Origin of the sequence: Ensifer sp. WSM1721 (assembly GCF_000513895.2) — a bacterium.
In the GTDB taxonomy this organism is placed as follows: domain Bacteria; phylum Pseudomonadota; class Alphaproteobacteria; order Rhizobiales; family Rhizobiaceae; genus Sinorhizobium.
The window spans coordinates 3,495,644-3,520,364 of record NZ_CP165782.1 but is presented as its reverse complement, the minus strand read 5'-3'; the positions used below and the strand labels follow the sequence as shown (position 1 = coordinate 3,520,364).

General features: G+C 60.8%; 25 protein-coding genes and 1 tRNA gene. 16 read left to right on the top strand and 10 right to left on the bottom strand.

Translation table 11 applies throughout. The annotated features are described in order from the left end of the window. Positions 1 to 36: 36 nt before the first annotated feature. The 5 genes from M728_RS16900 to M728_RS16880 all read left to right on the top strand — a co-directional run bounded on the left by M728_RS16900 (position 37) and on the right by M728_RS16880 (position 6,406). Positions 37 to 879: a lysine/arginine/ornithine ABC transporter substrate-binding protein gene (locus M728_RS16900; protein WP_026621811.1), complete on the top strand. Its 843-nt coding sequence runs from the start codon at positions 37 to 39 to the stop codon at positions 877 to 879. A 102-nt stretch (positions 880 to 981) separates the two neighbouring features. Then, positions 982 to 2,364: an aspartate aminotransferase family protein gene (locus M728_RS16895; RefSeq protein WP_026621810.1), complete on the top strand. Its 1,383-nt coding sequence runs from the start codon at positions 982 to 984 to the stop codon at positions 2,362 to 2,364. A gap of 13 nt (positions 2,365 to 2,377) precedes the next feature. Then, positions 2,378 to 3,970 carry a gamma-glutamyltransferase gene (gene ggt, locus M728_RS16890; protein ID WP_026621809.1) on the top strand — a complete coding sequence of 531 codons (1,593 nt, stop codon included), beginning with the start codon at positions 2,378 to 2,380 and terminating at the stop codon, positions 3,968 to 3,970. A gap of 22 nt (positions 3,971 to 3,992) precedes the next feature. Beyond that, on the top strand, positions 3,993 to 5,426 hold the full coding sequence (locus M728_RS16885) for an NAD-dependent succinate-semialdehyde dehydrogenase (protein WP_026621808.1): 1,434 nt from the start codon (positions 3,993 to 3,995) through the stop codon (positions 5,424 to 5,426). A gap of 14 nt (positions 5,427 to 5,440) precedes the next feature. Continuing rightward, on the top strand, positions 5,441 to 6,406 hold the full coding sequence (locus M728_RS16880) for a bile acid:sodium symporter family protein (protein WP_051440956.1): 966 nt from the start codon (positions 5,441 to 5,443) through the stop codon (positions 6,404 to 6,406). On the opposite strand, the gene M728_RS16875 is transcribed toward M728_RS16880, so the two are convergent. Next, positions 6,371 to 6,535: a LysR family transcriptional regulator gene (locus M728_RS16875; RefSeq protein ID WP_370906478.1), complete on the bottom strand. Its 165-nt coding sequence runs from the start codon at positions 6,533 to 6,535 to the stop codon at positions 6,371 to 6,373. The genes M728_RS16880 and M728_RS16875 overlap by 36 nt on opposite strands. Positions 6,536 to 6,842: 307 nt before the next feature. Between M728_RS16875 and M728_RS16870 the strand changes: the two genes are divergently transcribed. Together M728_RS16870 and M728_RS16865 are read left to right on the top strand one after the other, a co-directional pair. Then, positions 6,843 to 7,535 (top strand): GntR family transcriptional regulator, encoded by a 693-nt coding sequence (locus M728_RS16870; protein WP_026621807.1) that lies wholly within the window; start codon positions 6,843 to 6,845, stop codon positions 7,533 to 7,535. A gap of 27 nt (positions 7,536 to 7,562) precedes the next feature. Then, positions 7,563 to 8,159, top strand: coding sequence for a DJ-1/PfpI family protein (locus tag M728_RS16865; protein ID WP_026621806.1), 597 nt, complete (start codon positions 7,563 to 7,565; stop codon positions 8,157 to 8,159). Between the two features lie 60 nt (positions 8,160 to 8,219). Here the strand turns inward: M728_RS16865 and M728_RS16860 are convergent, their stop codons facing one another. The 4 genes from M728_RS16860 to M728_RS16845 are packed head-to-tail and all read right to left on the bottom strand — an operon-like array spanning position 8,220 to position 11,937. Then, positions 8,220 to 9,407, bottom strand: a complete 1,188-nt coding sequence (locus tag M728_RS16860) for a Xaa-Pro peptidase family protein (RefSeq protein WP_026621805.1) — start codon at positions 9,405 to 9,407, stop codon at positions 8,220 to 8,222. Positions 9,408 to 9,442: 35 nt separating this feature from the next. Beyond that, positions 9,443 to 9,856 carry a cupin domain-containing protein gene (locus M728_RS16855; RefSeq protein WP_026621804.1) on the bottom strand — a complete coding sequence of 138 codons (414 nt, stop codon included), beginning with the start codon at positions 9,854 to 9,856 and terminating at the stop codon, positions 9,443 to 9,445. Positions 9,857 to 9,886: 30 nt separating this feature from the next. Continuing rightward, positions 9,887 to 10,729, bottom strand: coding sequence for a phosphoenolpyruvate hydrolase family protein (locus M728_RS16850; protein WP_026621803.1), 843 nt, complete (start codon positions 10,727 to 10,729; stop codon positions 9,887 to 9,889). An 11-nt stretch (positions 10,730 to 10,740) separates the two neighbouring features. Further along, a complete protein-coding gene (locus M728_RS16845) occupies positions 10,741 to 11,937 on the bottom strand; it encodes a Tm-1-like ATP-binding domain-containing protein (RefSeq protein ID WP_026621802.1) in 1,197 nt (398 codons plus the stop codon). Between the two features lie 105 nt (positions 11,938 to 12,042). On the opposite strand from M728_RS16845, the gene M728_RS16840 reads away from it, so the two are divergent. From M728_RS16840 to M728_RS16810, 7 genes are all read left to right on the top strand, one after another. After that, positions 12,043 to 12,675 carry a TetR/AcrR family transcriptional regulator gene (locus tag M728_RS16840; protein ID WP_026621801.1) on the top strand — a complete coding sequence of 211 codons (633 nt, stop codon included), beginning with the start codon at positions 12,043 to 12,045 and terminating at the stop codon, positions 12,673 to 12,675. 358 nt (positions 12,676 to 13,033) lie between these two features. Then, positions 13,034 to 14,341 (top strand): ABC transporter substrate-binding protein, encoded by a 1,308-nt coding sequence (locus M728_RS16835; RefSeq protein ID WP_026616767.1) that lies wholly within the window; start codon positions 13,034 to 13,036, stop codon positions 14,339 to 14,341. A 151-nt stretch (positions 14,342 to 14,492) separates the two neighbouring features. Beyond that, the gene (locus tag M728_RS16830) at positions 14,493 to 15,398 is read left to right on the top strand and encodes a carbohydrate ABC transporter permease (RefSeq protein WP_026621800.1); all 906 of its coding nucleotides are present in this window, start codon (positions 14,493 to 14,495) and stop codon (positions 15,396 to 15,398) included. Position 15,399: 1 nt separating this feature from the next. Next, a complete protein-coding gene (locus M728_RS16825; protein ID WP_026616765.1) occupies positions 15,400 to 16,359 on the top strand; it encodes a carbohydrate ABC transporter permease in 960 nt (319 codons plus the stop codon). After that, entirely contained in the window at positions 16,356 to 16,559 is a 204-nt protein-coding gene (locus tag M728_RS16820) for a hypothetical protein (RefSeq protein ID WP_026621799.1), read from the top strand. The genes M728_RS16825 and M728_RS16820 overlap by 4 nt, the downstream gene beginning before the upstream one ends. After that, positions 16,556 to 17,665: an ABC transporter ATP-binding protein gene (locus tag M728_RS16815; RefSeq protein ID WP_026621798.1), complete on the top strand. Its 1,110-nt coding sequence runs from the start codon at positions 16,556 to 16,558 to the stop codon at positions 17,663 to 17,665. Before M728_RS16820 ends, M728_RS16815 begins: the two co-directional genes overlap by 4 nt. Next, a complete protein-coding gene (locus M728_RS16810; RefSeq protein WP_026621797.1) occupies positions 17,665 to 18,741 on the top strand; it encodes an ABC transporter ATP-binding protein in 1,077 nt (358 codons plus the stop codon). Before M728_RS16815 ends, M728_RS16810 begins: the two co-directional genes overlap by 1 nt. Positions 18,742 to 18,877: 136 nt before the next feature. On the opposite strand, the gene M728_RS16805 is transcribed toward M728_RS16810, so the two are convergent. From M728_RS16805 to M728_RS16790, 4 genes are read right to left on the bottom strand one after another with little or no spacing between them, the layout of a single operon-like run. Next, positions 18,878 to 19,852, bottom strand: coding sequence for a hydroxyacid dehydrogenase (locus tag M728_RS16805; RefSeq protein ID WP_026621796.1), 975 nt, complete (start codon positions 19,850 to 19,852; stop codon positions 18,878 to 18,880). Between the two features lie 22 nt (positions 19,853 to 19,874). Beyond that, positions 19,875 to 20,567, bottom strand: coding sequence for a FadR/GntR family transcriptional regulator (locus M728_RS16800; protein ID WP_026621795.1), 693 nt, complete (start codon positions 20,565 to 20,567; stop codon positions 19,875 to 19,877). A 2-nt stretch (positions 20,568 to 20,569) separates the two neighbouring features. Beyond that, positions 20,570 to 21,739 (bottom strand): mandelate racemase/muconate lactonizing enzyme family protein, encoded by a 1,170-nt coding sequence (locus tag M728_RS16795; protein WP_026621794.1) that lies wholly within the window; start codon positions 21,737 to 21,739, stop codon positions 20,570 to 20,572. 57 nt (positions 21,740 to 21,796) lie between these two features. Next, complete coding sequence (locus tag M728_RS16790; protein WP_026621793.1) at positions 21,797 to 22,684, bottom strand: sugar phosphate isomerase/epimerase; 888 nt, start codon at positions 22,682 to 22,684, stop codon at positions 21,797 to 21,799. A 308-nt stretch (positions 22,685 to 22,992) separates the two neighbouring features. On the opposite strand from M728_RS16790, the gene M728_RS16785 reads away from it, so the two are divergent. Beyond that, positions 22,993 to 23,844 carry a sugar phosphate isomerase/epimerase gene (locus tag M728_RS16785; protein WP_026621792.1) on the top strand — a complete coding sequence of 284 codons (852 nt, stop codon included), beginning with the start codon at positions 22,993 to 22,995 and terminating at the stop codon, positions 23,842 to 23,844. A 197-nt stretch (positions 23,845 to 24,041) separates the two neighbouring features. On the opposite strand, the gene M728_RS16780 is transcribed toward M728_RS16785, so the two are convergent. Further along, positions 24,042 to 24,131, bottom strand: a tRNA-Ser gene (locus tag M728_RS16780). 258 nt (positions 24,132 to 24,389) lie between these two features. On the opposite strand from M728_RS16780, the gene M728_RS16775 reads away from it, so the two are divergent. Further along, positions 24,390 to 24,707 (top strand): hypothetical protein, encoded by a 318-nt coding sequence (locus M728_RS16775; RefSeq protein ID WP_026621791.1) that lies wholly within the window; start codon positions 24,390 to 24,392, stop codon positions 24,705 to 24,707. Positions 24,708 to 24,721 lie beyond the last annotated feature (14 nt).

The window sequence follows — 24,721 nt, the reverse complement described above, 5'->3', positions numbered from 1 at the left end:
TCAACAATGAGCGCCAAACCAAAAAGGGGAATGAAAATGAGGAAAATCGAACTTGCACTCGCCAGCATGATTCTTGGCGCCTTCGCTGCGAACAGCGTCCACGCGCAGGGCAAGCCAACCGAAATCACCATCGCCACTGAAGGCGCCTACGAGCCCTGGAATTTCACAGGGCCCGACGGGAAGCTTGCCGGTTTTGAAATCGATCTCGCCAATGATCTTTGCGGCCGCATGAAGATCAAATGCAACATTGTCGCGCAGGACTGGGACGGACTCATCCCGTCGCTGACCGCCAAGAAGTTCGATGTCATCATGGCATCGATGATCGTCACGGAGAAGCGCCTTGCCGTCATCTCCTTCAGCGAACCCTACGCTCCAACCGCGGCAGCCTTCATGGTTGAAAAGTCGGGCCCGCTCGCCAATCTCCCCGGCACCGGAACGACCATCGATCTTGCGGGCGACAAAGCGAAGGTCGAACAGGAATTGCAGCCTCTTCGGGACGCCCTGAACGGCAAGGCTGTCGGCGCGCAGGTCTCCACAGCAAACGTCGCTTTCCTCGACACTTTTTTCAAGGATGTCGTCGATCCGCGCGAATACAAGACCGTCGAGCAACACGACCTCGATCTGCAGGCGGGTCGCATCGACGCCGTCATAGCGCAGACGACATCGCTCACCGCGACGCTGTCGAAGGAGGACTTCAAAGACTACACCATCGCCGGACCGACCTTCACCGGCGGGGTATTCGGCCAAGGTATCGCAGCCGGCCTTCGCAAGGACGACACCGAACTCAAGGCGATGCTTGATGAGGCGATCCGCGCGGCGAAGTCTGATGGGACCATCAACACGCTTGCAAAAAAGTGGATGAAGATCGGCCTCGACTGATCGACCGGTAACCATCTTTCACCCACAAGAAAGACAGCCGTCGGACGCTCGAAGGTTCGGCGGCTGCATGAAACACGCCTGGATCACCACCGGAGAGCTATCGTGACCATTCTTCTCAATTCCCTGGAAGCGCGCGACGCGGCGTTCGTTCTTCATCCCTATACGAATGCGTCCCAGCATTTGCAGGACGGTCCGCTTGTGATTTCCAAGGGAGATGGGATCTACATCATCGACAGCGACGGCAACAAGTATATCGAGGGACTCGGTGGACTGTTTTGCGCTTCGCTTGGCTTTAGCGAGCAACGGCTCGTCGACGCTGCCATGCGGCAAATGCAGGAATTGCCCTTTTATCACAGCTTTGGCGGCAAGTCGCATGAGACGGCTATCGAACTTGCCGAACGGCTGATCCGCCTTGCTCCGGTCCCGATGTCGAAGGTGTTCTTTGCCAATTCGGGTTCAGAGGCCAACGACACGGCTCTGAAACTCGTCTGGTACTACCACAATGCGATCGGCAAGCCGGAAAAGAAGAAAGTCATCTCCCGTTGGCGCGCCTATCATGGGGTGACGATTGCCTCCGCAAGTCTCACCGGATTGCCCAACAACCATCGCGATTTCGATCTGCCGATCGATGGGGTGCTTCATACCGATTGTCCTGAATTCTATCGCTATGGCCTTTCTGGCGAGACCGAGGAAGAATTCGCGACGCGTTGCGCCGCTTCGCTTGAGAATCTGATTCTTGCCGAGGGACCGGACACGATCGGCGCCTTCTTCGCCGAGCCATTGATGGCGTCTGGTGGCTGCATCGTTCCGCCACCGACCTATTACGACAAGATCCAGGCTGTACTTAAGAAGTACGATATCTTGCTGATCGCCGATGAGGTGATCTGTGGTTTCGGCCGGCTCGGCACGATGTTCGGCTCCGAGAGCTTCGGCATGCAGCCCGACATGATTTCCATGGCCAAGCAATTGTCGGCGGCATACCAGCCGATTTCCGCGCTGATGATCAACGAGAAGGTCCACGCGGCAATCGTCGCCGAAAGTGAAAAGATCGGCACCTTCGGGCATGGCTTTACCTATAGCGGGCACCCGGTCGCCACTGCAGTGGCCCTCGAGACCCTGAAAATCTACGAGGAAAGAGACATCGTAGGGCACGTCAAGAATGTCGCGCCGCTGTTTCAACGAAGACTCCGCGCGCTCGCAGAACATCCGCTCGTCGGAAACGCGCGTGGACGTGGCTTGATCGGTACGCTTGAGCTTGTCCGAAACAAGGAGACTAAGGAACCCTTCAGTCCGGCGAACGGCGTCGCGATACATGCCGGCAAGCGAGCACAGGCGCACGGTGTCGTCACCCGCGCCATGGGTGACAACTATTCTCTCTGCCCGCCCCTGATCATCGCGGAAGCGCAGATCAACGACATGTTCGACCGCTCGGAGAAGGCGCTCGATGATACTTATACATGGGCGCGCGCCAACAACCTCTATTGATAAGGACGATAGCATGCGGAACTTCGAACATCCCGGGCGCTCGCTTGCCGTTGGCCGCAGCGGCATCGCTGCAACCTCACATCCCATGGCAACCTTGACCGCTATCGACATCCTGAAAAGCGGCGGCAAGGCCATCGATGCGGCGGTGGCGGCCTGTGCGGTCCAGTGCGTGGTCGAGGCCGGCTCCACAGGTATCGGCGGCGATTGCTTCGCGTTGCTGGCACCCAACGGAAGCGACCAAGTGATCGCCTATAACGGGTCGGGTCGCACGCCCGCCGCCGCTGCCTTCAAGTGGTTCAAGGACCAGGGAATTTCGGAGATCGCGCGGTCGTCGCCTCACGCGGTGACCATCCCAGGCGCCGTCGATGCCTGGACGCGACTGGTCGCAGATCATGGGCGCATGTCCATGGCGGACATCTTGGCGCCGGCGATCGCGCTTGCGCGGAACGGCTACGCCATCACGCCGCGCGTTGCCGCCGACATTTCGCATCAGCGCGCGATGCTCACACTCGATTCATCGACACGCCGCATTTTCCTCGACAACGATGAAGCTCCCGCAGTCGGATCGATTCAGCGTCAGCCGGAGCTTGCTGAGACTTTATCGGCCATCGGCAAGCACGGGCGGGACGCATTTTATCGCGGCGACGTCGCAGAAGACATGGTCTCTTATCTCCAGGCGCTCGGCGGTCTGCACACCATTGAGGATTTCGCCTCCGCCGCCGGAGAATACGTTGCTCCTGTCAGCGCGACCTATCGTGGATGGACGGTGCATGAATGCCCTCCCAATGGGCAAGGCATCATTGCTCTTATGATCCTCAAGATTCTCGAACGTTTCACTCCGTCGGGTCACCCTCTAAATGCCGACAACCTGCACATCGAAGTCGAGGCGACCCGCCTCGCCTATGCTGCGCGCGAACGGTGGCTGGCGGACGCGGCAATATCAGACGTGCCGGTCGATTTTCTTTTGTCGGACGAGCTCGCCGACGAGCTTGCCTCGAAGATCAACCTGGACCAGGCTTGCGACGCCAGCGGTTTCATCGATGGTGTCGAGCATTCGGACACGGTCTACATCTCCGTGGTCGACAAAGATCGCAATGCCGTCAGCTTCATCAATTCCATTTTCCACCCCTACGGCAGCGGCCTGATGGCCCCGAAATCGGGAGTGTTGTTCCACAACCGCGGCCAGAGTTTCGTGCTGACGGAGGGGCATCCGAACGCGATCGGTCCGCGCAAGAGGCCGATGCACACGATCATTCCAGGAATGGTCACGCGAAACGGCAAAGCGGCCCTCTCATTCGGCGTGATGGGCGGCCACTATCAGGCCATGGGACATGCGCACTTTCTGTCGAAGCTGTTCGACTATGGCATGGATATGCAAGCGGCAATCGACCTTCCTCGTCTGTTCCCCCTCCCCGGCACCACGACGATCGAAGCCGAGGAAGCAATTCGAAACGCGATCGGCGCAAACCTCGAGGGCCGGGGCTTTAAGGTGATCCCACCGAAATGGGCTATCGGCGGCGCACAGGCGGTCTGGATTGATCATCAACACGGAACTCTGCTCGGCGCGTCCGATCATCGCAAGGATGGTTGCGCGCTGGGGTACTGATTTCAGAACATCGGAGAAGGTGATGTCCGACTATCCGCAAACGCAACTCTATATCGGCGGCACCTGGCGCGACGGAGCGAAAGAGCGCATTTCAATCGTCAATCCAGCCTCCGATGAGATCATTGGAACCGTGGCAAATGCCGGGCGGGATGATCTTGACGAAGCGCTTGTAACAGCCGCAACCGGGTTCGCGGCATGGTCTCAGGTCTGCGCGTTCGAACGCGCTAAGCTGTTGCACAAGGCTGCCCGTTTACTGCGGGAACGGGTTGAGAAGATCGCGACGATCATGACTCTCGAACAGGGAAAGCCGATCGCGGAGTCCACGGCGGAGACTCTTGGGGCGGCCGACATGATCGACTGGTTCGCCGAGGAGGCGCGGCGGGCATACGGTCGCGTTGTCCCTTCCCGTTTCGTCAACGTTCGGCAGCTCGTCGTCAAGGAGCCCGTCGGTCCGGTCGCCGCCTTCAGCCCCTGGAACTTTCCATTGAACCAGGCCGTGCGCAAAGTAGCGGCCGGTCTTGCGGCCGGTTGTTCCGTCATTCTGAAGGGACCGGAGGAGACCCCGGCGAGTTGTGCCGAACTTGTTCGCGCATTCGCGGATGCGGATTTGCCGGCCGGCGCGCTCAATCTGGTATTCGGCATCCCCGCCGACATCTCCAACCACCTCATTCCCCATCCCATGATCCGCAAGGTCTCCTTCACGGGCTCGACGGCCGTCGGCAAACAGCTTGCGGCTCTCGCCGGTGCTCATATGAAGCGGGTGACGATGGAACTTGGCGGTCACGCGCCGGCGATCGTGTTCGACGATGCCGACGTCGCTCTCGCAGTCCGCATCCTGGCCGGAGCCAAATTCCGCAATGCGGGCCAAGTCTGCGTTGCCCCAACCCGCTTCCTTATACAGGAGAGGATCTACGCGAGGTTTCTCGACTGCTTCGTCAAGGCTGCCGAGGCCGTCAAGGTGGGCAATGGACTGGATTCGGGCACTACCATGGGCCCGCTTGCGAACGGCAGACGGCTCGAAGCTATGGAATCGTTGGTGGCTGATGCCGTCTCGTGGGGCGGAAAGATTGCGACCGGCGGCGAGCGCATCGGCAACCGCGGAAATTTCTACAAACCCACCGTTCTCACAGATGTGCCGCTGAGCGCCCGGATATTGAACGAGGAGCCCTTCGGCCCCATCGCTGTGGTGAGCCCTTTTTCGACCTATGAAGCCGCCATTACGGAAGCGAACCGCCTCCCCTATGGCTTGGCAGCGTATGCTTATACGACATCCGGGAAAACGAGTGCCGCACTGAGCCGCGATATACAAAGCGGAATGATATCAATCAATCACCATGGGCTGGCGCTGCCGGAGCTTCCCTTTGGCGGCATAAAGGACTCGGGCTACGGGTCCGAAGGCGGAACCGAGGCGATGGACAACTTCTTCAACATCAAGCTGGTCACAGAGGCGATCTGACTTTAGGGAGCACCATGCGCCGGTTTTTGCCCGACACTTTCACGACCCTGCTCGTCTGTAGCGTCGTCCTTGCCTCGCTGCTTCCGGCAAGCGGCAGTTTTGCGGATTATTTCAGCGTTGCCACAAGTCTCGCCATTGCGCTTCTCTTCTTTCTGCATGGCGCGCGGATGTCCACCGATGTTGTCCTTGCCGGCGTCCTGCATTGGCGCCTGCAGCTCGTCATTCTGCTCACGACATTCGCTGTTTTCCCACTGCTCGGCATGGCATTGGGCCTCGTTCCGGATTCGATCCTGCCACAGCCGCTTTACCTCGGTATTCTCTTCCTGTGCGTCCTGCCGTCCACCGTGCAGTCATCCATCGCTTTTACGTCAATGGCCGGCGGGAATGTTCCGGCTGCGATCTGCTCGGCTTCCGCCTCCAATCTACTCGGCATGTTCCTGACGCCTCTTCTCGTCGGCTTGCTCTTTTCGGTCGGCGGCCATGGCGGGTTCTCCTGGGATGTCATGGAGAAGATCCTGCTGCAGTTGCTCGCGCCATTTGTCGTCGGGCAGATCCTACAGCCGTGGATCGGAAACTGGGTACGCTCGAAGAAGAAGATTCTCACTCCTGTCGACAGAGGTTCCATCCTGATGGTCGTCTACCTCGCCTTCAGCAAGGCAGTCGTCGAGGGATTGTGGCAAACCTTCTCTCTGAGAGACATCGCCGTCGTTGTCGGGGTTGACATCCTACTGCTCGGCCTTGTGCTGACCTTCACCATGCGCGGCAGCCGCCTCATGGGCTTCAACAGGCCAGACCAGATCACCATCACCTTTTGTGGATCGAAGAAGAGCCTTGCCAGTGGCGTACCGATGGCAGGCGTCATCTTCGCTGGGCAGTCGATCGGAGCGATCGTTCTGCCGTTGATGCTTTTCCACCAGATCCAGTTGATGGTGTGCGCAGTCATCTCACAGAAATATTCTGCTGCCGCTGAAACGGCTTGACAGACAAAGGCTAAAGCGCGTCGCGATTAAACGTGTTCGTGCGCCGCGCAGCTTGGCGAGAGAGTGACTGACGGCAGACTGGGTCCGCCCCAAATGGGCGGCGGCGCCCGTGACACTTCGTTCCTGCATTAACACGTCGAAGACGCGAAGAAGATTAAGGTCGACGTCGTCTGAAGACATCAAAAGCTCCATGAGCAACACTCATGCAGCTTATGGAAGCATTTCGCTTTACGCATGGCAACGCCGCGAGAGGCGCGATCGGACCAAGGGATCGAACCGGCGACCGCCCACGGCCGCGCGAGCTCCTAAGCTTCAAGAACTGGCCGGGACATTGTCCGGACTTTCGCGGCTATCCTATATCGTATAGGATCGTTCATGGCCCGAAGCATTGTGGGGAGCGAGTCGGGACCATCATGGCACAAAAGAAGGGATGGACATGACTTCGACCAAGCTCGCCGCAGCAACGGTGGGCAGTACCCAAATCCAGCGCGCCAACAGCCTTGTGGAGGATGTCTACGAGGCAATCTTCAACCGGTTGATGTCGCTCAAGATCCCGCCGGGTGCGCGCATTACGGTCGACAACCTCGTGAAGGAATTCAACGTTTCCCACACGCCAATCCGGGAGGCCCTCGGTCGGTTGGAAGGCGAGGGCCTGGTGGTAAAGCAGCATCTTGTCGGCTATCGCGCGGCGGCACAAATAACGCGCCAGCGGTTTGACGAGCTTTATCAGCTCCGCCTCCTGCTCGAGCCTGATGGCGCGGCAAAGGCGGCCACCGCCATGGACGACGAAAAGCTCGCGATCTTGCAGGAGGCCGCAGGCGTCATGGCGAAGCGTGATGGCCAGGACGAACGCGTGCACTATGCCACCTTTGCCCGTCAGGATGCGATTTTCCACGACCGCATCATGGAATTCGCCGGCAACGAACTCATTCGGGAAATACTGAGTTTCCAGCACGCACACTTCCACATCTTCCGCCTCATGTTTCACTGGCGCGTCACCGAGGAGGCGCTGGACGAACACCAGGCCCTGCTCGACGCATTCGCCGCCGGCGACGCGATCGCTGCTGCAAGGGCGATGCAACTGCACATCGAGCATTCGCGCGACCGGCTTCTGCCGGCCTTCGAATGAGATTTCAACAACGAGGAGGAGAAGACTATGCCAGGCAAGCGGATTCTCATGCTTACCGGTGATTTCACCGAAGAATACGAAATCTTCGTCTTCCAGCAGGCCATGGAGGCCGTCGGTCATACGGTCCACGTCGTCTGCCCGGACAAGAAAGCCGGCGACATCCTGCGGACGTCCCTGCACGACTTCGAAGGCGATCAGACCTACACCGAGAAACTCGGCCATAATGTCGTCATCAACAAGACGTTCGCGGAAGCAGAGGCTCAACTCGACGAGTATCACGCCGTCTACTGTGCCGGCGGCCGCGGACCGGAATACATCCGCACCGACAAGCGCGTGCAGGCCATCGTGCGGCATTTCCACGAAAAGCAGAAGCCGATCTTCACGATCTGCCACGGCGTACAAATCCTGATCGCCGTCGACGGTGTCGTGCGCGGCAAGAAGGTCGGCGCTCTCGGCGCCTGCGAGCCGGAAGTCACGCTGGCCGGCGGTACCTATATCGACCTCTCCCCCACCGAGGCCTATGTCGACGGCACGATGGTATCGGCAAAGGGCTGGACGGCCCTTGCCGCCTTCATGCGGGAGTGCCTTAAGGTTCTCGGCACCGAGATCTACCACAGTAAGTAGACTACGAGCCCGGCTCACGATCGTGCGCCGGGCTCCGCTTCCGCAGGGGTTTCGCCGCCGCTATAGCGCCCCGCGGTTCCAGCCGCGCCCTCTGTTGCCGAACATCTCGTATCCGTCCTTCGTGACGGCGAGCGTGTCCTCGAGCTTGATGAAACCGCGCTTCGGGTGAAGCATCGTCGTCTCGACGGAAACGACCATGCCTGCCTCCAGAGGTCGATCCGCGTCGACGCCTTCATAGGCGACCGGGTGGTTGGTCATCAGGAACGGTGCTTCGTGGCTGATGAGACCCATGCCGTGGCAGAAGAAGTCGGTAAAGGCGGCCGAAGGCGAGCTTTTCAGAACACCCTCCGCCGCAGCAATCATCTCACTGCCTGTAGCCCCGGCCCTGATCCTGGCGAAGGCCGCCTGCTGGATCGAATCGACTTCAGCTAACAGATCCTCGAGCTCTGCATCGGGCTCGCCAAGCACGCCCATGCGGCAAAGGTCACCGATATAGCCCTGATAGTTGCCGCCGGAATCGATCGAAAGTACCTCGCCCTTCGCCCACGCCTGCGGCGAGGCCGCACGGTTGTGACTGGCGCCGAGGGTCAGCAGGCAATACTCGAAATGCAGGCCGCGATTGGTCTCCTCCCGCCTCAGGCGTTCGATGATCTCCGCCTTCGTGGATCCCTCCCGTGCCGCCGCGACGGTGGCGAGCATGGCATCGGTGATCAGTTCGGAGGCAAGCTTGAGTTTTTCCAGCTCCTGCGGCGTCTTGATAGCGCGCAGTCGCTCGAGCGCGTGCGTCGCGTCCACAAAACGCGAACCCTCAAGACGAGAAGTAAGCAGGTCCCGCGCATCGGAGGGCAGGAAGGGCGGCTCGATGCCGATGCGAGCACCGGCCTTACCGATCTTCTTCAGGTGCTCGACGGCAAGCGCTGCCGCGTCGAGCGTACCCCAGGTCGCCGTATGAACGGCGGGTGTCCAGAACGGGTTGTTCTGGTGTTCTCCCCCTTCCATGCGGTTGCCAACATAGGCTGAGTGATCGGGTGAGCCCTTCTCATAAACGACGATCGGCAGATAACGGCTGTGGCCTATCGCATCCATTGCGGCGAAGAAGATGAACTTGTAGCCACCCAGTAGGTACTGCGTGTTGTGCTTGGAGGTGGCGAGCAGCACGTCGATACCCGCCTCCTCCATTAGTCTGTCGAGCTTCGCCGCATCGAAGGGCGGCTCCGCCGCCCGCGTGTCGCTTGCGCTGATGTTCACGGATCTTCTCCCAAAAAAGCGGTTGCCGCGCTCCTTCAGGCGCCAGGCGGCAACAGTCGGAAATCTGGCAGATCCCGAAGCGCACCCTCGGGGCCGGCTGGCGAATAGACGACGAAGAGCTGCATCGGGCCGGATCCCGTGTTCTTCGTCGAGTGGAACCGGCTTTCCGGTACATAGACCGTGCAACCGGGCCCAACCTTCTGCGTCACCGGATTGCCGTTCTCGTCCTCCACCATTTGTTCGCCCTCGCCCGAGATGACGAAGATGATCTCCTCAGCGCCGGGATGATTGTGACGCGCATGCCCCTCGCCGCTCGGCAAGTCCACCACACCACCCGAGAAGCGCTCGGCCCCGTTCACCTCCGGCGCGACCGTCAGTGCGAGGCGGCCCCAGTCGAAGCCGAAGCTCGCGACATCCTTCGGGTAGAGAAAATATTTGTCCTTCGCCATGCCGCGGCCTCCTCCCGCATCTTGCTCGCTTCAGACCACCGTACCGATGGCAAGCGCCTTGAAGTCTTCCGTCTGCTTGCGGATCGCCACCTCGGCCGGCAGGCGCTCCATGGAACTTGCGCCATAAAAGCCATTGCAGCTTGGACAACGATCCAGGATGTAGCGTGCATCCTCCGGCATCGAGATCGGTCCACCGTGGCAAAGCACGATGACGTCCTTCCGTACCGAGCGTGCGGCCGCCGCTATCGCGTCGATTTCGCTCACGCAGTCGTCGAGCGACATCGCGGAAGTGGCGCCGATCGCGCCGCCTGTGGTAACGCCCATATGAGCGACGACGATGTCTGCACCGGCCTTGGCCATCGCAATCGCTTCTTCCTCGTTGAAGACATAGGGCGTCGTCAGCAGGTCGAGCCGGTGGGCTTCGGCGATCATCTCCACCTCGAGACCGTAGCCCATGCCGGTCTCCTCGAAGCTCTGCCGGATCCGTCCGTCGAAGAGGCCAATGGTCGGGAAATTCTGTACACCGGAAAAGCCCATAGTCTTCAATTCCGCGAGAAACTGCGGCATGAAAACGAACGGGTCGGTGCCGTTGACGCCGGCGAGTACCGGTGTCGCCTTCACGACCGGCAGCACCTCCAGTGCCATTTCCTTCACGATCTCATTGGCGTTTCCATAGGCGAGCAGACCGGCCGCCGAGCCGCGGCCCGCCATCCGGTAACGGCCGGAATTATAGATGATGATGAGGTCGATGCCGCCCGCCTCCTCGGCCTTGGCCGAAATCCCCGTGCCGGCCCCGCCGCCGATGATCGGCTTGCCGGCGGCGATCATGCCGTGGAACTTCTCAAGAATGGTCTTGCGGGGGATTACTGGCATCGGCGTCTCTTTCAGGGGTTGGCGATGTCTCGGTAGGCGGCGACTGCGGCCTCGGCGAACTGCGGATCGTTGATGTGGAGCGGAAGCCGTTCGATGCGGCGCGCGTCGGTTGTTTCGACGGTGGCTTCCAGTGCCTCGAAGAGCGCCGCATCCGCCGCAGGATCGAAGAAGGCGCCGCCCTCGATATCGAGCGCGGACACGCCTCTCTCCGGGATCAGAAACCGGAGCGGACCTTTGCAGAGGTTCAGCTTTGCGCCAATCCACCTTCCGATCGCGGCGCACTCCTCCGCCGACGTGCGCATGAGCGTGACGTTCGGGTTGTGGCGGTAGAAGAGCCGGCCGGCATAACGCTCCGGCACCGTCTCGGGCGCCCAGAAATTCACCATATCCAAGGCCCCGACGGAGCCGACATAGGGCAATTCGGTGCGCGCAATTGCGCCGAAACGATCCTCCGTCGCCTGCAGCACTCCGCCGAAGAGAAGATCGCAGACCTCGGTCGTCGTGATGTCGAGCACGCCCGAAAGAAGCCCGCTGTCCGCAAGCTTCTCCATCGTGCGTCCGCCGGTGCCTGTTGCGTGAAAGACCATACAGTCATGGTCGGCCCTCAGTCGTTCGACGATGGCAGTCACACAGGGCGTCGTCACGCCGAACATGGTAAGGCCGAGAGCGGGCTTCGAGGCCATTTCCTTCGCCGGCCGGTGAGCCATGGCGGTAATCGCTTCGGCCGCGTTTTGCAGGATCACGCGGCTCACACGGTTGAGCCCAGCCATATCGGTAACCGACGGCATCATGATGATGTCGGAGACGTCGACATAAGGTGCCACGTCGCCGGACGCGAGCGTCGAGACCATGACCTTCGGTAGCCCGAGCGGCAACCTGCGCATGCCGGCGGTGATGATCGCCGTCCCGCCGCCACCACCGATGCCCACCACGCCGGCGACGTCTTCGCGTTCGGGAAGGAACCGCGAGAAGGCTTCGCCCATCGCGGCGACCGCTGTTCCCCGGTCGTCGCCGGAAAGCACCGCCGCGGCACCGTCCGGATGCGCGGCAGCCACTGTCTCGGCGGAGATGTCGACCGTAATCGTGGGACGATGCGTGCCGACATCGACCAGGACGGGCCGGCCGCCCGCCGCCTCGATGCGGGAAGCAAGATAAGCGAGTTCCTCCCCCTTCGTGTCGGCCGTGCCGACGACGTAGATGTGCTTCATCTCTCCTCCGTGGCGGCTCTGGCCCTCCTCTGCCTTGAAAAGCCGCCTCATGCCGGCCGATTTGCCGGCTCTTGCAAATTTATGAGATGTACGTATCATAAAGATATGGATGTCTCACGTCAACAGAACGAATCCGCCGAGCGCGGTCCGCGAGCCCGCACACGCAAACTCATGCTGGAGACCGCCACACGGCTGATGCAGTCGGGTATCACGCCCTCGGTGAGTGAGGTCGCGGAAGCCGCCGAAGTTTCGCGCGCCACGGCCTATCGTTACTTTCCGAGCCAGGCGGCGCTGGTTCATGCGGTGGTGGACGAGGCGCTCGGCCCGATCCTCGACTGGCGCTCCGAAGCGCCCGATGCGCTCACCCGCGTTGCCGATCTGCTGGCGACCGCCATGCCGCGCATCAACGAATTCGAGGCGACCTTCAAGGCGGCGCTGAAGCTCTCGCTCGACCAGTGGGCGCAGCGCCAGGCCGGCACGCTTGGTAACGAACCACAGCTCACGCGCGGCCACCGCGTCGAACTCCTGCGACAGGTCACCGTGCCACTTGAGGGCAGGGTGTCCGCTGAGGCCCGCGAGCAGCTCGCTCAGGCGCTCTCGCTGGTTTTCGGTGTGGAGGTGCTGGTCGTACTCAAGGATATTTGGGGCCTCTCGGCCGAACGCGCGCAATCCGTTGCAGAATGGGCGGCGGCGGCCTTGGTCGAGGCGGCGATTCGGGAGGCGCAAACCACGGGATGACATCGGGCACTCTCGGCCCAACCCGGAAAACTGGTTTGACCAATTTTGTTGATACGCATGTATGGCGGCTCGTGGACAGCTCTTCCGTAATTGAACTGCCGGTAAGCATGCCAAGCTAAGTACCGTATGATCGCGGCCTTGCAAGCGGTGATCTATAGCAAAAGACAACGAGGCAGGGACCTTGACGCTCGCGAGCTTTGGTAATACCAGATTGGTACTGCGGCCCGTTAGACTTGAGATCTGACACGAGGCACGAGGGGTCGAGGAGGACCCGCCCGCGGAAGCGCCAATCAGGAGGATTTGACAGACGGACCGCCGCGGTAAGGCGGGTGGCGTGTACAAAAGGGGAGGAAATATTATGCGCAAGACAGTGGCCGGCCTGATGGCCGGTATCAGTTTTATGTTTGCCTGCGGAACATCCGCACAATCGCAAGAACTGACGATTTTCTGGGCCGAATGGGACCCGGCCAATTATCTCCAGGAGCTTGTAAACGAATACGAGGCCGAGACCGGCGTGAAGATCACGGTCGAAACGACCCCTTGGGCGGATTTCCAGACGAAGGCCTTCACCGAATTCAACGCCAAGGGCTCGGCCTATGACATGGTCGTCGGCGACTCACAGTGGATCGGCGCCGCATCGGAGGCCGGCCACTACGTCGACCTCACCGAGTTCTTCAACAAGCACAAGCTAAACGAGGTGATGGCTCCTGCCACGGTGAAGTACTACTCGGAGTATCCTGCGAACTCCGGCAAGTACTGGTCGATCCCGGCCGAGGGCGACGCGGTCGGCTGGTCCTACCGCAAGGATTGGTTCGAGGACCCGAAGGAGATGGAAGCCTTCAAGGCGAAGTATGGCTATGACCTCGCCCCGCCGAAGGATTGGAAGCAGTTGCGCGACATCGCCGAGTTCTTCCATCGTCCGGACCAGAAGCGCTACGGCATCGCGATCTACACCGACAACTCCTATGATGGTCTCGTAATGGGTGTAGAGAACGCCATCTTCTCTTTCGGCGGAGAACTCGGCGACTACAGCACCTACAAGGTCGACGGGATCATTAACTCGGAGAAGAACGTCAAGGCTCTGGAAACCTACCGCGAGCTTTACGGTTTCACCCCTCCTGGCTGGGCCAAATCCTTCTTCGTCGAGAATAACCAGGCGATCACCGAAAACCTGGCAGCGATGAGCATGAACTACTTCGCCTTCTTCCCGGCGCTGGTCAATGAAGCATCGAACCCGAACGCGAAGGTCACCGGCTTCTTCGCCAACCCGGCCGGCCCGGAGGGCCACCAGTATGCCGCGCTCGGCGGCCAGGGTATTTCCATCGTCTCCTATTCGGAAAACAAGGAAGAGGCGATGAAATTCCTCGAGTGGTTCATCAAGGACGAGACGCAGAAGCGCTGGGCCGAACTCGGCGGTTACACGGCAAGCGCCAAGGTGCTGGAGTCGGAAGAGTTCCAAAACGCGACGCCCTACAACAAGGCCTTCTATGAGACCATGTTCAAGGTGAAGGACTTCTGGGCAACGCCCGAATATGCCGAGCTGCTGATTCAGATGAATCAACGCATTTATCCTTATGTGACGGCGGGCCAGGGTACGGCAAAGGAGGCGCTCGACGCTCTCGCCAAGGACTGGAACGCGACCTTCAAGAAGTACGGCCGCCACTAACGGGTAAGACATCGCGGGAGGGGGCCGGCTCCCTCCCGCTTCTTCAACTTGCCACGAACGGGGCTCGCGCCGGATCCGGCGTCGCGCTCAGGAAATGCGCAACAGGATGGCGCAAGTGCGCCCGGCGTTGGGCTCTCGGAGGAGGAGCACATTGGCCACCGTGGTTATGACATCGCTGGATTCGAAGTCACGCGCTGCTTCGCGGGGCTTGAGCGACATCAAAATTCGCAATCTTTTCATTGTTCCGACGATCCTGTTCCTGATCGTCTTCAACATCTTCCCGTTGATCTACTCGCTCGGCTATTCGTTCACCGACTTTCGTGCTTCGACGAACGCGCCGGCCACCTTCGTCGGCCTGCAGAACTACCGGGAACTGCTGAACGACCCCTTCATCTGGGCGAACTTCGCCATTACGGCGAAATACGTGATCGTCTCGGTTACCGGTCAGGTCGTCGTCGGTTTCGGCACGGCGATGCTGCTCAACCGTGAGATTCCGTTCAAGGGTCTGATCACGACGCTGCTTCTGCTGCCGATGATGCTGTCGATGGCGGTGGTCGGGCTCTTCTGGAAGCTGCTCTACGATCCATCCTTCGGCATCATCAACTACGCTCTCGGCCTCGGCTCTTTCGAGTGGCTCGCGAATCCCGACATGGCACTCTACGCTGTCGCCATCACCGACATCTGGATGTGGTCGCCCTTCGTGATGCTGCTCTCGCTCGCAGGCCTCTCGGCCGTACCGAGGCACCTTTACGAGGCGGCGGCAATCGACCGGGCGGGGCCGTTCTACACCTTCTTCCGCATCACCCTGCCACTCGTGGCACCGATACTCATGATCGCGATCATCTTCCGCACCATGGAGGCGTTCAAGACTTTCGACCTCGCCTACATCCTGACGAGCCAGCCGACCACGGAAGTGATCTCGATCCGCCTCTACAAGATGGCGTTTCAGGAATGGCAGACCGGCCGGTCCTGCGCGCTCGCCTACATAGTGCTGATCATGGTGCTCGCGATCACCAACATCTACGTCAAATATCTCAACAGGGTGAAGGAGCGCTGAGATGGCGGCCGTCCAGACTCGCTCCGAGCGCGCACTGAACCGGGTGGCGATCGCCGCCGTGCTCGTCATCACGCTGCTCTTCCTCGCACCGATCTACTGGATCACGTCTACGGCCTTCAAACCGCGCAACCTCGCGACGACCATCCCACCGACGGTCATCTTCGAGCCGGAGATCTCGCCCTTCGTGAAGCTCTTTACCAAGCGCTCTCAGTTGCGCGCAGCACCGGAGCCGGAAGACTATGCTGCCGCTCCCTGGTGGGAACGGCTGGTCTTCGACGGGGGTGAAAAGGTCGTGCGCTCGGGACGCGGCGACGTGCAGTTATCCGGCTATCCCAACCGCTTCATGAATTCGCTGATCGTCGCGATCACCTCTACGGTGCTTGCCGTCAGCATGGGTACCTTCACGGCCTACGGTTTCTCGCGCTTCAAAATGAAGGGCGAAGCGGACCTGTTGTTCTTCATTTTATCGACACGCATGCTCCCGCCCGTGGTCGTAGCAATCCCCATGTTCCTAATGTACCGGGCGGTCGGGCTGAACGACACCCACTGGGGTCTTATCATCCTCTACACCGCCTTCAATCTCTCCTTCTCGGTCTGGCTGATGAAGGGCTTCATCGACGAGATTCCGAAAGAATATGAGGAAGCGGCACTCGTCGACGGCTACACGCGCCTGGAAGCCTTCTTCAAGATCGTGCTGCCAGAGGCCGCCACGGGGATCGCCGCGACCGCCGTCTTTTGCTTCATCACAGCGTGGAACGAGTATGCTTTCGCGCTGATCATGACGAACCGGCGCGCGCAAACGGCACCGCCCTTCATCCCGAGCCAGGTCGGCTCTGGCCTTCCGGATTGGACCGTTATTGCCGCAGGTACGTTCCTGTTCCTGCTACCGGTCGCCATCTTCACCTTCCTGCTCAGGAACCATCTCCTGCGCGGCATGAGTTTCGGAGCGATCCGCAAATGACGTTTCGTGCCATAAACCAGAAGTATCTCGAGCCAGGCTCACAGCTTCTGATGATATTGGGCATCATTGCGCTGTGCCAGCCATGGAACCTGTTCCTTCACCGCTACGGACTGACGATGACGTTGGTCGGGCTGATTGCCTTCATGATCACGTCGAAGGTCCCGCCGGAACAGAAAACTGACGAGAGCAGGAATCCATGACGCAGATTGAACTACGCGGCATTGAGAAGCACTTTGGTGCCGTTCAGGTCATCAAGAACCTCAATCTCGCCATCGCCGACAACGAGTTCATTGTTCTGCTTGGCCAGTCCGGCTGCGGCAAGACGACGACGCTGCGCGCGATCGCCGGGCTCGAAACGATCGACGAAGGCGACATTCTCATCGACGGTCAACCGGTGCAGCACATCAAGGCATCGCACCGAGACATCGCCTTTGTGTTCCAGTCCTTCTCACTCTACCCGCACATGACAGTCTTCGAGAACATCGCCTTCCCGCTTCGCGCCACGCGCGGCAACCGTGCGGATATCGAGCGCGAGGTTCAGGCGGTTGCAAAAACGCTGCAGATCACCCACCTGCTCGCAAAAAGGCCGTCGGCTCTTTCAGGCGGCGACATGCAGCGCGTAGCGATCGGCCGGGCACTCGTCCGGCGTCCCAAGGCGATGCTCATGGATGAGCCGATCGGCGCGCTTGACGCGAAGCTCCGGGAAGAGATGCGCGCCGAAATCAAGCGGCTCCACATCAAACAGGGCTCGACCACGATCTACGTAACCCATGACCAGGTCGAAGCCATGTCCCTCGCCGATCGTATCGTCGTCATGCACGAAGGAGTGCTGCAGCAAGTCGGCACCCCCCATGAGGTCTACGCTCGTCCTGCCAACATGTTTGTCGCGCAATTCGTTGGGAGTCCGGTCATGAACATGGCTGAGGTAACGGTTTCCGAGGAGATGGGGCATGCGCGCGTCCTGGTCCGAGGCGCTCCAACCGCCTTCGATTTTCCGTCCAGTCTCGCGGCCCAGCTGACCCCCGCTGGGGCCGAAAACGGCAACCTCACGCTCGGCGTGCGACCTGAAGGGGTTCTCGTGTCAAGGGAAGCACGTGAGGGCTTCGTGCCCGTCGAGGCCCATATCATCGAACCGCTCGGCTCGCATGACATCATAGACCTGCAGGTTGGCGACAAGATGCTGCGGGCAAGGACGAAAAGTGGCTTCGTACCCAGGCCCGGCGAGGCCGTCTGGGCTCGGATAAATCCGGCTCAGGCGCATTTCTTCGACAGCTCGACCGGCACATCTTTCGGGATCAGGCTCTGATGGCGCATATCGAACTCAAAGGCATCACCAAGACCTTCGGGGCCCATACTGCCCTGAAGGATCTCAGTTTCGAAATTGCTGACGGAGAGTTTTTCGTGCTGCTCGGCGAGACGGGCGCCGGCAAGACGACGACGCTTCGGCTGATTGCGGGGCTCGAAAAGCCGACCGGCGGACAGATCTTCATCGATGGTGAGGACGTCGCCGACTGGGGCGCCGCCGAGCGCGACGTGGCGCTTGTGCTGCAGCAATATTCGCTCTACCCCCGCTATACGGTGCGCGAGAACCTCGAATTCCCACTCAAACCTCGCATCCGGCGGGTCGAACCGGCCGAGATCAAGGAGCGTGTCGCCCGCGCCGCGAGGACGCTCCGCATCGAGCATCTGCTCGACCGGAAGACGGACCGCCTATCCGGCGGCGAGATGCAGCGCGTTTCCATCGGTCGGGCTATCGTGCGCAAGCCGCGCGTCTTTCTGATGGACGAGCCCCTTTCCGCCCTCGACGCCAAACTGCGGGAGGCGCTGCGCACGGAGCTCAAGAACCTCCAGATGAATCTCGGGGCAACCTTCCTTTTCGTGACCCACGATCAGATCGAAGCCATGTCGATGGGCGACAAGATCGGCGTACTCAACAACGGTCAGCTCGTTCAAACCGGCACGCCGCAGGAGATCTACCGCAATCCGGTCAACACTTTCGTCGCACGCGCCGTTGGCTCGCCGCCGATGAACCTGATCTCAGGGAAGCTTGCGGGCAGCGAGGCCATCGCGGACGAAGGCTACCGATTGCCTTTTGACGCGACGCTCGGCACTGCGGTTGACGGACGGCCCCTCACCTTCGGCATCCGCCCCGAGGATCTGTTCCTCGAAAGCGGCGCACCCGGCGAAGCCCGCGTACACGACGTCGAGAACCATGGCGTCGAGAAGATCGTCACGCTTCGCACAGGCAACCATTTCTTGCAGGCGACAGTACCGGCTCAGACCGACCTTGAGATCGAGGAGTCTGTTCGCTTCTCCTGGAATCCGGAAAAGGTCGTGCTCTTCGACGGTGGAAGCGGAATGAGCCTGCGCCACGCTGGCTGAATCCCGATCGACAACGGCTACTGCATGTTTCCTTAAATCGTACCCGATTTAAGGACATAAACATACAGCCATGCAAAGTGCTACAGCGTCCTTTGTGCTTCTGAAAAGACGCACGGCGCTGTAAGCTGGCTACACCTTACGCCGGGAACCGTCGCCGATAGTGTTCGACGACCTCAGGGTTGCGGAGATTAACGGGCAACCCGCCTTTCAAAACGCGGATCGCTTCGGCCGCAGCGCCTGTTCCCATGCGCATCATGCTTTCCTCGGTGATGCCGGCGAGATGAGGCGTCACGATGACATTGTCGAGCCGGAAGTAAGGATGCTCGAGCGGCAGGGGCTGTGTAGAGAACACGTCGAGGGCCGCGCCGCCGATACGGCCCAACTCCAGCGCCTCGATCAACGCTGCGTCATCCACGACGGGGCCGCGCGACACGTTGACGAGGATCGCGCCCGGCTTCATGCGTGCAATCCGCTCACGGCTCAATAGCCCGGTCGTCTCGGGCGTGAGCGGGCAACAGAGAACGACGATATCCGCCATCGAAACTAGGTCGTCGACCGAGAGAAAGCGCACACCGTCGGGCAAGCTTTCCGGCGAGCGGCTGTTGGCAACGATCTCCAGCCCAAACCCGTACTTCGCGATCCGGAAGACCGCCTTTCCCACATTGCCCATGCCGATGATGCCCATGGTGCGTCCGGCGAGGTCGAGTGCTCGGTCCGAGTGGACTCGCCCGGCACTCCACCCCTTACTTCTGAGATCGCGGTCCATGGGACGGAACTGGCGCAGCAACGCAAGCGTCACCATGAAGACGTGCTCCGCAACGGTCGGCGCATTGACGGCCGGCACGTTGGCGATAAGCACACCGGCCGCCGTAGCCGCGTCATAGGGAATCATGTCGAGCCCCGCGCCATGCCGGACTGCCGCGCGCAGGGCCGGTGCGTTTCCGAAGAAGGCGGGCGGGATCGGCGCGCGCACGATGATAATCTCCGCACCCTCGCCTTCACGAAGCAACGTCTCGGGATCGGGGGCGGACGCGACGCGGAGATCACCCGCCGCTTTCAGCATGGCCTCGGCGTCGCGGTGCAGGGGATGGGTCGAGAAAATGAAACTCATCGGCCTTCTCATTGACCGGGGACTACTCCGCGGCTGTCGCAGGCCCGCCGATGAGGCCCTTCCAGTAGCTTTCCGCGCCCTGCAGATGCGCATTCATCAAAGCTTGGGCGAGATTGCCGTCGCGTGCGAGCAGCGCTTCGTAGATACGGATATGTTCTTCATGCGAGCGGCGGCTGCGGGCGATATCAGCGAAGTAGATGGGAAGTCGCTGTTCGCCCATCGTGTAGTAAACGCTGCAGACGCGGTGGAATACGCTGTTCTTCGTCGCCCGAACGATCTCCAGGTGAAAATCCCTGTCCTCGCGCGCGAGGCCCTCGCCCGCAGCGATCTTCGCCTCGGAAGCGGCGAGAATCTCGCGCAGGCGTTCGTAGTTCTCCTCCGTCGCCCGCGCGCAGGCGAGTTCAGCCGCCTTGATCTCATGGATCTTGCGGAGCTCCACCGTCTCGTAGATCACGATCGGGTCGAGTGGCACGCCGGCACGTGCGAAGAGTGCGATCGCCTCGACGCTCGCCTCCGTCGTCGTCAGATAGATACCCGACTTCGCCCGGCGCTCCACGATGCGCATGGCTTCGAGGATTGCCAGAGCCTCCCGAAGCTGCCCTCGGCTAACGGCGAAGTGCTCGGCGAGCTCTCGCTCCGATGGCGTTCGCCCGTTGCTGCTCGAAGTCGTAAATAGATGGGCCGCTAGATCGGAAAGCAGATTGTTTTCTTTCATGGTTACAGTCTTTGCGCGTGAGTCTCCAGGACGCGTTCGTTTATCGTAAATCCCAGGCCGGGTTTATCAGGAATCTCCATCATCCCGTCTCTCACAGCCACGGTCTCCTCGACGAGGTCGTGGATCATCGGGTTCGCGCCAACCGAATATTCCACGACAAAACTTGCCGGAGAGGCCGCGCAGATGTGCAGGCCCGAGAAGAAACATGGGGCACCGGCCCACAAATGCGGGGCAAAACGGAGATTGAAGGCACTGGCGATCACACCAATGCGCATGGCTTCCGTGATGCCGCCGCAGAACGCCGGGTCGGGCTGGAAAATATCGACCGAGCGCAGCACCGCAAGGTCGCGGAAGGCGAAACGAGTGGCCTCGCTCTCGCCGGCCGCGATCGGCACCTTTCCGGCGGCGCGCACTTCCGCCATGCCGGCCTTATCGTCTGCGATCACCGGCTCCTCGAACCAGGCGAGATCGCAATCCTGGACGAGATGAATGAAACGTTTCGCGTCTGCAACCGTATAGGTGCCATGCGCATCGACCATGATATCCACCGAGGGGCCCAGCGCCTTGCGGGCAGCACGCACACGGGCGGCCGAGACATTCGGCGCGCCGTCCATTGCGCCGACCCTCATCTTGACCGCCTTGAAACCGCCATTGGCAATGTAGGACTGCAGCTGACCGCCGATCTTTTCGGCGCTTTCCCAGCCGCCGGAAGCATAAGCAGGCAACCGGTCCGCCTTGCGCCCGCCGAGAAGCTTCCATACCGGCACGCCCAGCGATTTGCCAAGAATGTCCCACAATGCGATGTCGACCGCACTGATCGCGGCAATGGAGAGGCCCCGGCGCGAGAGTTCCGGCATCGCATGACCCGACATCGCCGCCGTTTCGTGGCGCACGCCGTTGTAGAGCATCTCCCAGATTGCGGAGATATCGGCGGGGTCGCGACCAACGAGCTTCGGCCCCACCTCATGGTTGAGCATGTGCACGAGCGCGCCGTAAGTACCCGCGCTGCCCGCAGCATTCTTGCCCTCACCCCACCCCACGATCCCGTCATCTGTCTCTATCCGCAGGATCGCCGCGTCGAAGGTTGTCAGGCGCCCGAAATCGCTGCGATGCTGCCGACTTGCTTCGATGGGTATGCGAACCCACCAGGCTTGGACGGTCTTAATACGCATTTCGCCTCCCCAACCTCGCGGCGCGCGCCGGCCGCAGGGCATGCTCGGGACCGGTCCTCACTTGATCAGCGGCAGGATGGTCTCGGCGGTGATCCGCATCTGGTCATCGTAGAACTTCTCGGTCAGCAGGCTCGATCCGTGGTCCTGGATGAACTTGAGCTGCTCGGGCGGGATATCGACCGGGTTGCGTTCGACCATGTCGGGATATTTCGCCGCCGGCGTGCGATCGACCGGAGCCACGAACTCATTGGTGAGCGCGCCGTCGTATCCGATCTCTTTCAGAGTGGCGACGATCTTCGGCCAGTCGAGATGGCCAAGACCTGCCGCAAAGCGGTTGTTATCAGCCACATGGAAATCGAAAAGTCGGTTTCCGGCGAGCCTGATCGCGTCGTATATGTTCTCCTCCTCGATGTTGAGGTGAAAGGCGTCAAGGCAAACGCCGCAGCCGGGATCAACTGCATCGGCTAGCGCAAGCGCTTGGGCGGCACGGTTGAAGAGATAAGTCTCGAACCGGTTGAGCGGCTCAATTGCCAGCCGGACGCCGTTTTTTTGGGCGTGGGCGAAGCACTCCTTGGTCGCATCCACGACCCACTTCCATTCCTCCTCCTCGGTACCATCCGGAACGACCTTGCCGACGGTCGCCGGGACAAGGGTGACGATCTCGCCTTCGAGTTCACTCACCATCGTTATGACGCTCTTCACGTAATCCACCGACTTTGCGCGCTGACCCTCGTCCTTGGCTGCGAGGTTGCGCTCGCCGAGCGTCAGCGTCACCGCGCCCCAGCAGCGAATGCCGTGTTCCTTGAGCAGCGCGCGAGTGTCCTTGATGTCGTACTGGGCCGGCTCGCCGGAAATCTCGATGCTCTCGTAGCCGTACTTCTTGATGCGCTTCAGCGTGACGGCGAGAGGCTCCGCCCGCATCCAGTTGTGCGTCGAAAGGTGCATGAACGTCCTCCCAGACTAGTGTTACTACCGAGTCATTCAAGGCGGTGCGCGGCACCTCCTCCACTTCGACCGAAACCAATTCTGGTTCGGCCAAATTACCCTTGTCAAAGCTCTATCCCAAATTATAACTGGCGGCAAGACGGCCTGCGTCGCCCCAGTATTTCATGCGGTTATAGGCGTATCTCGCCCGCTTCGCTTTGAGATCAATGACGTCGTCACCTTGACCAAATCGCCACATTTGGTATTACCAGATCGCGGCGGGTACAGGGAGAGGTTTACCGTGGCAGCCAACGCCGGAAGGGGGAACGATGAAGATCGGTATGTGCATGTTTCTTTGGACGACGAGCGTCGGCCGGAAACATGAAAAGCTCCTCCGGGACATTAAGGCGACCGGCTTCGACGGGGTAGAGATTCCGATCTTCGAGGGCACTCCGGACGACTACCGCCGCCTCGGCGCATTGCTCGATGGCATAGGTCTCGAGCGCACTGCCGTGTCTGCCATGAGCGACCCTTCCATGAACCTGATTTCGCCTGACACGGCGACACGCAAGCGCGGCATCGCCTACATGCAATGGGCTATCGACTGCGCCGCCGCCCTCGGCGCGCTGACGCTGAGCGGACCCCTGCATTCTACGCTGGGCCAGTTCTCCGGCACCGGACCCACCGCCGCGGAACTGAGGCGGTCCATTTCCTCGCAGCGCACGATCGGCGATCATGCCGCTGAGCGCGGCGTCACCGTTGCGCTCGAGGCGCTGAATCGCTTCGAATGTTATCTCGTTAATACGATGGACGACCTCGCCGCCCATGTCGACGCAATTGGGCATCCGAATATTCGGGCCATGTACGACACCTTCCACAGCAATATCGAGGAAGCCGATCCCGTGGGAGCCTTCACCCGCAACGCGGACCGCATCGTTCACGTGCACATCTCGGAGAACGACCGCGGGGTACCGGGCCGTGGCAACATTCCATGGCCGGAGACCTTCAAGGCGATCCGCGCGAGCGGCTATGACGGCTGGCTGACAATCGAGGCCTTCGGTCGCGCATTGAAAGACCTTGCCGCCGCAACGAAGGTCTGGCGCGATTTCTTCGAAGCGCCCGACGCGGTCTATCGCGAAGGATACCGTCACATCCGGAACGGATGGCAGGCAGCGGCATGACAGGCCGGGACTCCCGGCCGAAATCGTAGAAACGCCAATTGGAATAGACCCTGTGCGCCGCTCACCAAAGCCTCGCACATTTTCCTGCGCTTAAGGCGGAGGTACCGACCCCTACGTCGCCACAGAGGTGGGCCGGACAAACAGATTGAGGCCGCCGCCGTCAACGAGCCTGTAGTCGGAAATTTTGGAGAAGCTAGTGGCGGACAGAGAGGGATTCGAACCCTCGATACGCTTTCACGTATACACGCGTTCCAGGCGTGCGCCTTCAACCACTCGGCCACCTGTCCATCCTTGCAGCCGGTGGTCGATCCGGCCGGATGGGAGAAGCGAAGCTCCTCCGCGTCGCCGGCAAAACCGGCAGACGGGCGCGATATATACTGATGATGCGCGCGGGATCAACTGGTTTCTGACAGATTGTTGACATGTCTTTGAAAACGCGCCGGGCCCGCCGGCATTGCGCCCGACCGCGGATGCGCCTATCTCCCTTGAGCAAGACGAGGAAGATGTGAAGGCGGCTTCGCGCGACGCGTAGGCGAGGAGGACGGATGCGGGTACTCATCAGATTTGCAAGCCTTCTCGCGCTCGCGGCCGCCGTGCTTGCGGGCACCGTCGACTCGATCCAGTCGGTTGCTGCCTCCGAGCCCGTCATGACTTCGCTTTCCGACGGGATCGCGGCGCTCGGCCCGGATGCGCTCAACTGGATTCAATCGCTGCAGCGCACAGATGCCGGGCCCGCCGTTTGGCTGACTGCGCTGCATTGGCTCTTCCTGCAGCCGGCCTTTGCCGTATTCCTCACCATCGCCCTCCTCCTGTGGATGGCGGGCTACAGGAAGAAACCGGCCGCCGGGCGCTTTGCCGCCTGACGAGCGAACCCGAG

Excerpts from the sequence above, each read along its gene's own strand:
- M728_RS16900 (WP_026621811.1), top strand. The coding sequence starts at position 37 with ATGAGGAAAATCGAACTTGCACTCGCCAGCATGATTCTTGGCGCCTTC.
- ggt (WP_026621809.1), top strand. The coding sequence starts at position 2,378 with ATGCGGAACTTCGAACATCCCGGGCGCTCGCTTGCCGTTGGCCGCAGC.
- M728_RS16885 (WP_026621808.1), top strand. The coding sequence starts at position 3,993 with ATGTCCGACTATCCGCAAACGCAACTCTATATCGGCGGCACCTGGCGC.
- M728_RS16880 (WP_051440956.1), top strand. The coding sequence starts at position 5,441 with ATGCGCCGGTTTTTGCCCGACACTTTCACGACCCTGCTCGTCTGTAGC.
- M728_RS16875 (WP_370906478.1), bottom strand. The coding sequence starts at position 6,535 with ATGCAGGAACGAAGTGTCACGGGCGCCGCCGCCCATTTGGGGCGGACC.
- M728_RS16870 (WP_026621807.1), top strand. The coding sequence starts at position 6,843 with ATGACTTCGACCAAGCTCGCCGCAGCAACGGTGGGCAGTACCCAAATC.
- M728_RS16865 (WP_026621806.1), top strand. The coding sequence starts at position 7,563 with ATGCCAGGCAAGCGGATTCTCATGCTTACCGGTGATTTCACCGAAGAA.
- M728_RS16855 (WP_026621804.1), bottom strand. The coding sequence starts at position 9,856 with ATGGCGAAGGACAAATATTTTCTCTACCCGAAGGATGTCGCGAGCTTC.
- M728_RS16850 (WP_026621803.1), bottom strand. The coding sequence starts at position 10,729 with ATGCCAGTAATCCCCCGCAAGACCATTCTTGAGAAGTTCCACGGCATG.
- M728_RS16845 (WP_026621802.1), bottom strand. The coding sequence starts at position 11,937 with ATGAAGCACATCTACGTCGTCGGCACGGCCGACACGAAGGGGGAGGAA.
- M728_RS16840 (WP_026621801.1), top strand. The coding sequence starts at position 12,043 with ATGGATGTCTCACGTCAACAGAACGAATCCGCCGAGCGCGGTCCGCGA.
- M728_RS16835 (WP_026616767.1), top strand. The coding sequence starts at position 13,034 with ATGCGCAAGACAGTGGCCGGCCTGATGGCCGGTATCAGTTTTATGTTT.
- M728_RS16825 (WP_026616765.1), top strand. The coding sequence starts at position 15,400 with ATGGCGGCCGTCCAGACTCGCTCCGAGCGCGCACTGAACCGGGTGGCG.
- M728_RS16820 (WP_026621799.1), top strand. The coding sequence starts at position 16,356 with ATGACGTTTCGTGCCATAAACCAGAAGTATCTCGAGCCAGGCTCACAG.
- M728_RS16815 (WP_026621798.1), top strand. The coding sequence starts at position 16,556 with ATGACGCAGATTGAACTACGCGGCATTGAGAAGCACTTTGGTGCCGTT.
- M728_RS16810 (WP_026621797.1), top strand. The coding sequence starts at position 17,665 with ATGGCGCATATCGAACTCAAAGGCATCACCAAGACCTTCGGGGCCCAT.
- M728_RS16805 (WP_026621796.1), bottom strand. The coding sequence starts at position 19,852 with ATGAGTTTCATTTTCTCGACCCATCCCCTGCACCGCGACGCCGAGGCC.
- M728_RS16800 (WP_026621795.1), bottom strand. The coding sequence starts at position 20,567 with ATGAAAGAAAACAATCTGCTTTCCGATCTAGCGGCCCATCTATTTACG.
- M728_RS16795 (WP_026621794.1), bottom strand. The coding sequence starts at position 21,739 with ATGCGTATTAAGACCGTCCAAGCCTGGTGGGTTCGCATACCCATCGAA.
- M728_RS16790 (WP_026621793.1), bottom strand. The coding sequence starts at position 22,684 with ATGCACCTTTCGACGCACAACTGGATGCGGGCGGAGCCTCTCGCCGTC.
- M728_RS16785 (WP_026621792.1), top strand. The coding sequence starts at position 22,993 with ATGAAGATCGGTATGTGCATGTTTCTTTGGACGACGAGCGTCGGCCGG.
- M728_RS16775 (WP_026621791.1), top strand. The coding sequence starts at position 24,390 with ATGCGGGTACTCATCAGATTTGCAAGCCTTCTCGCGCTCGCGGCCGCC.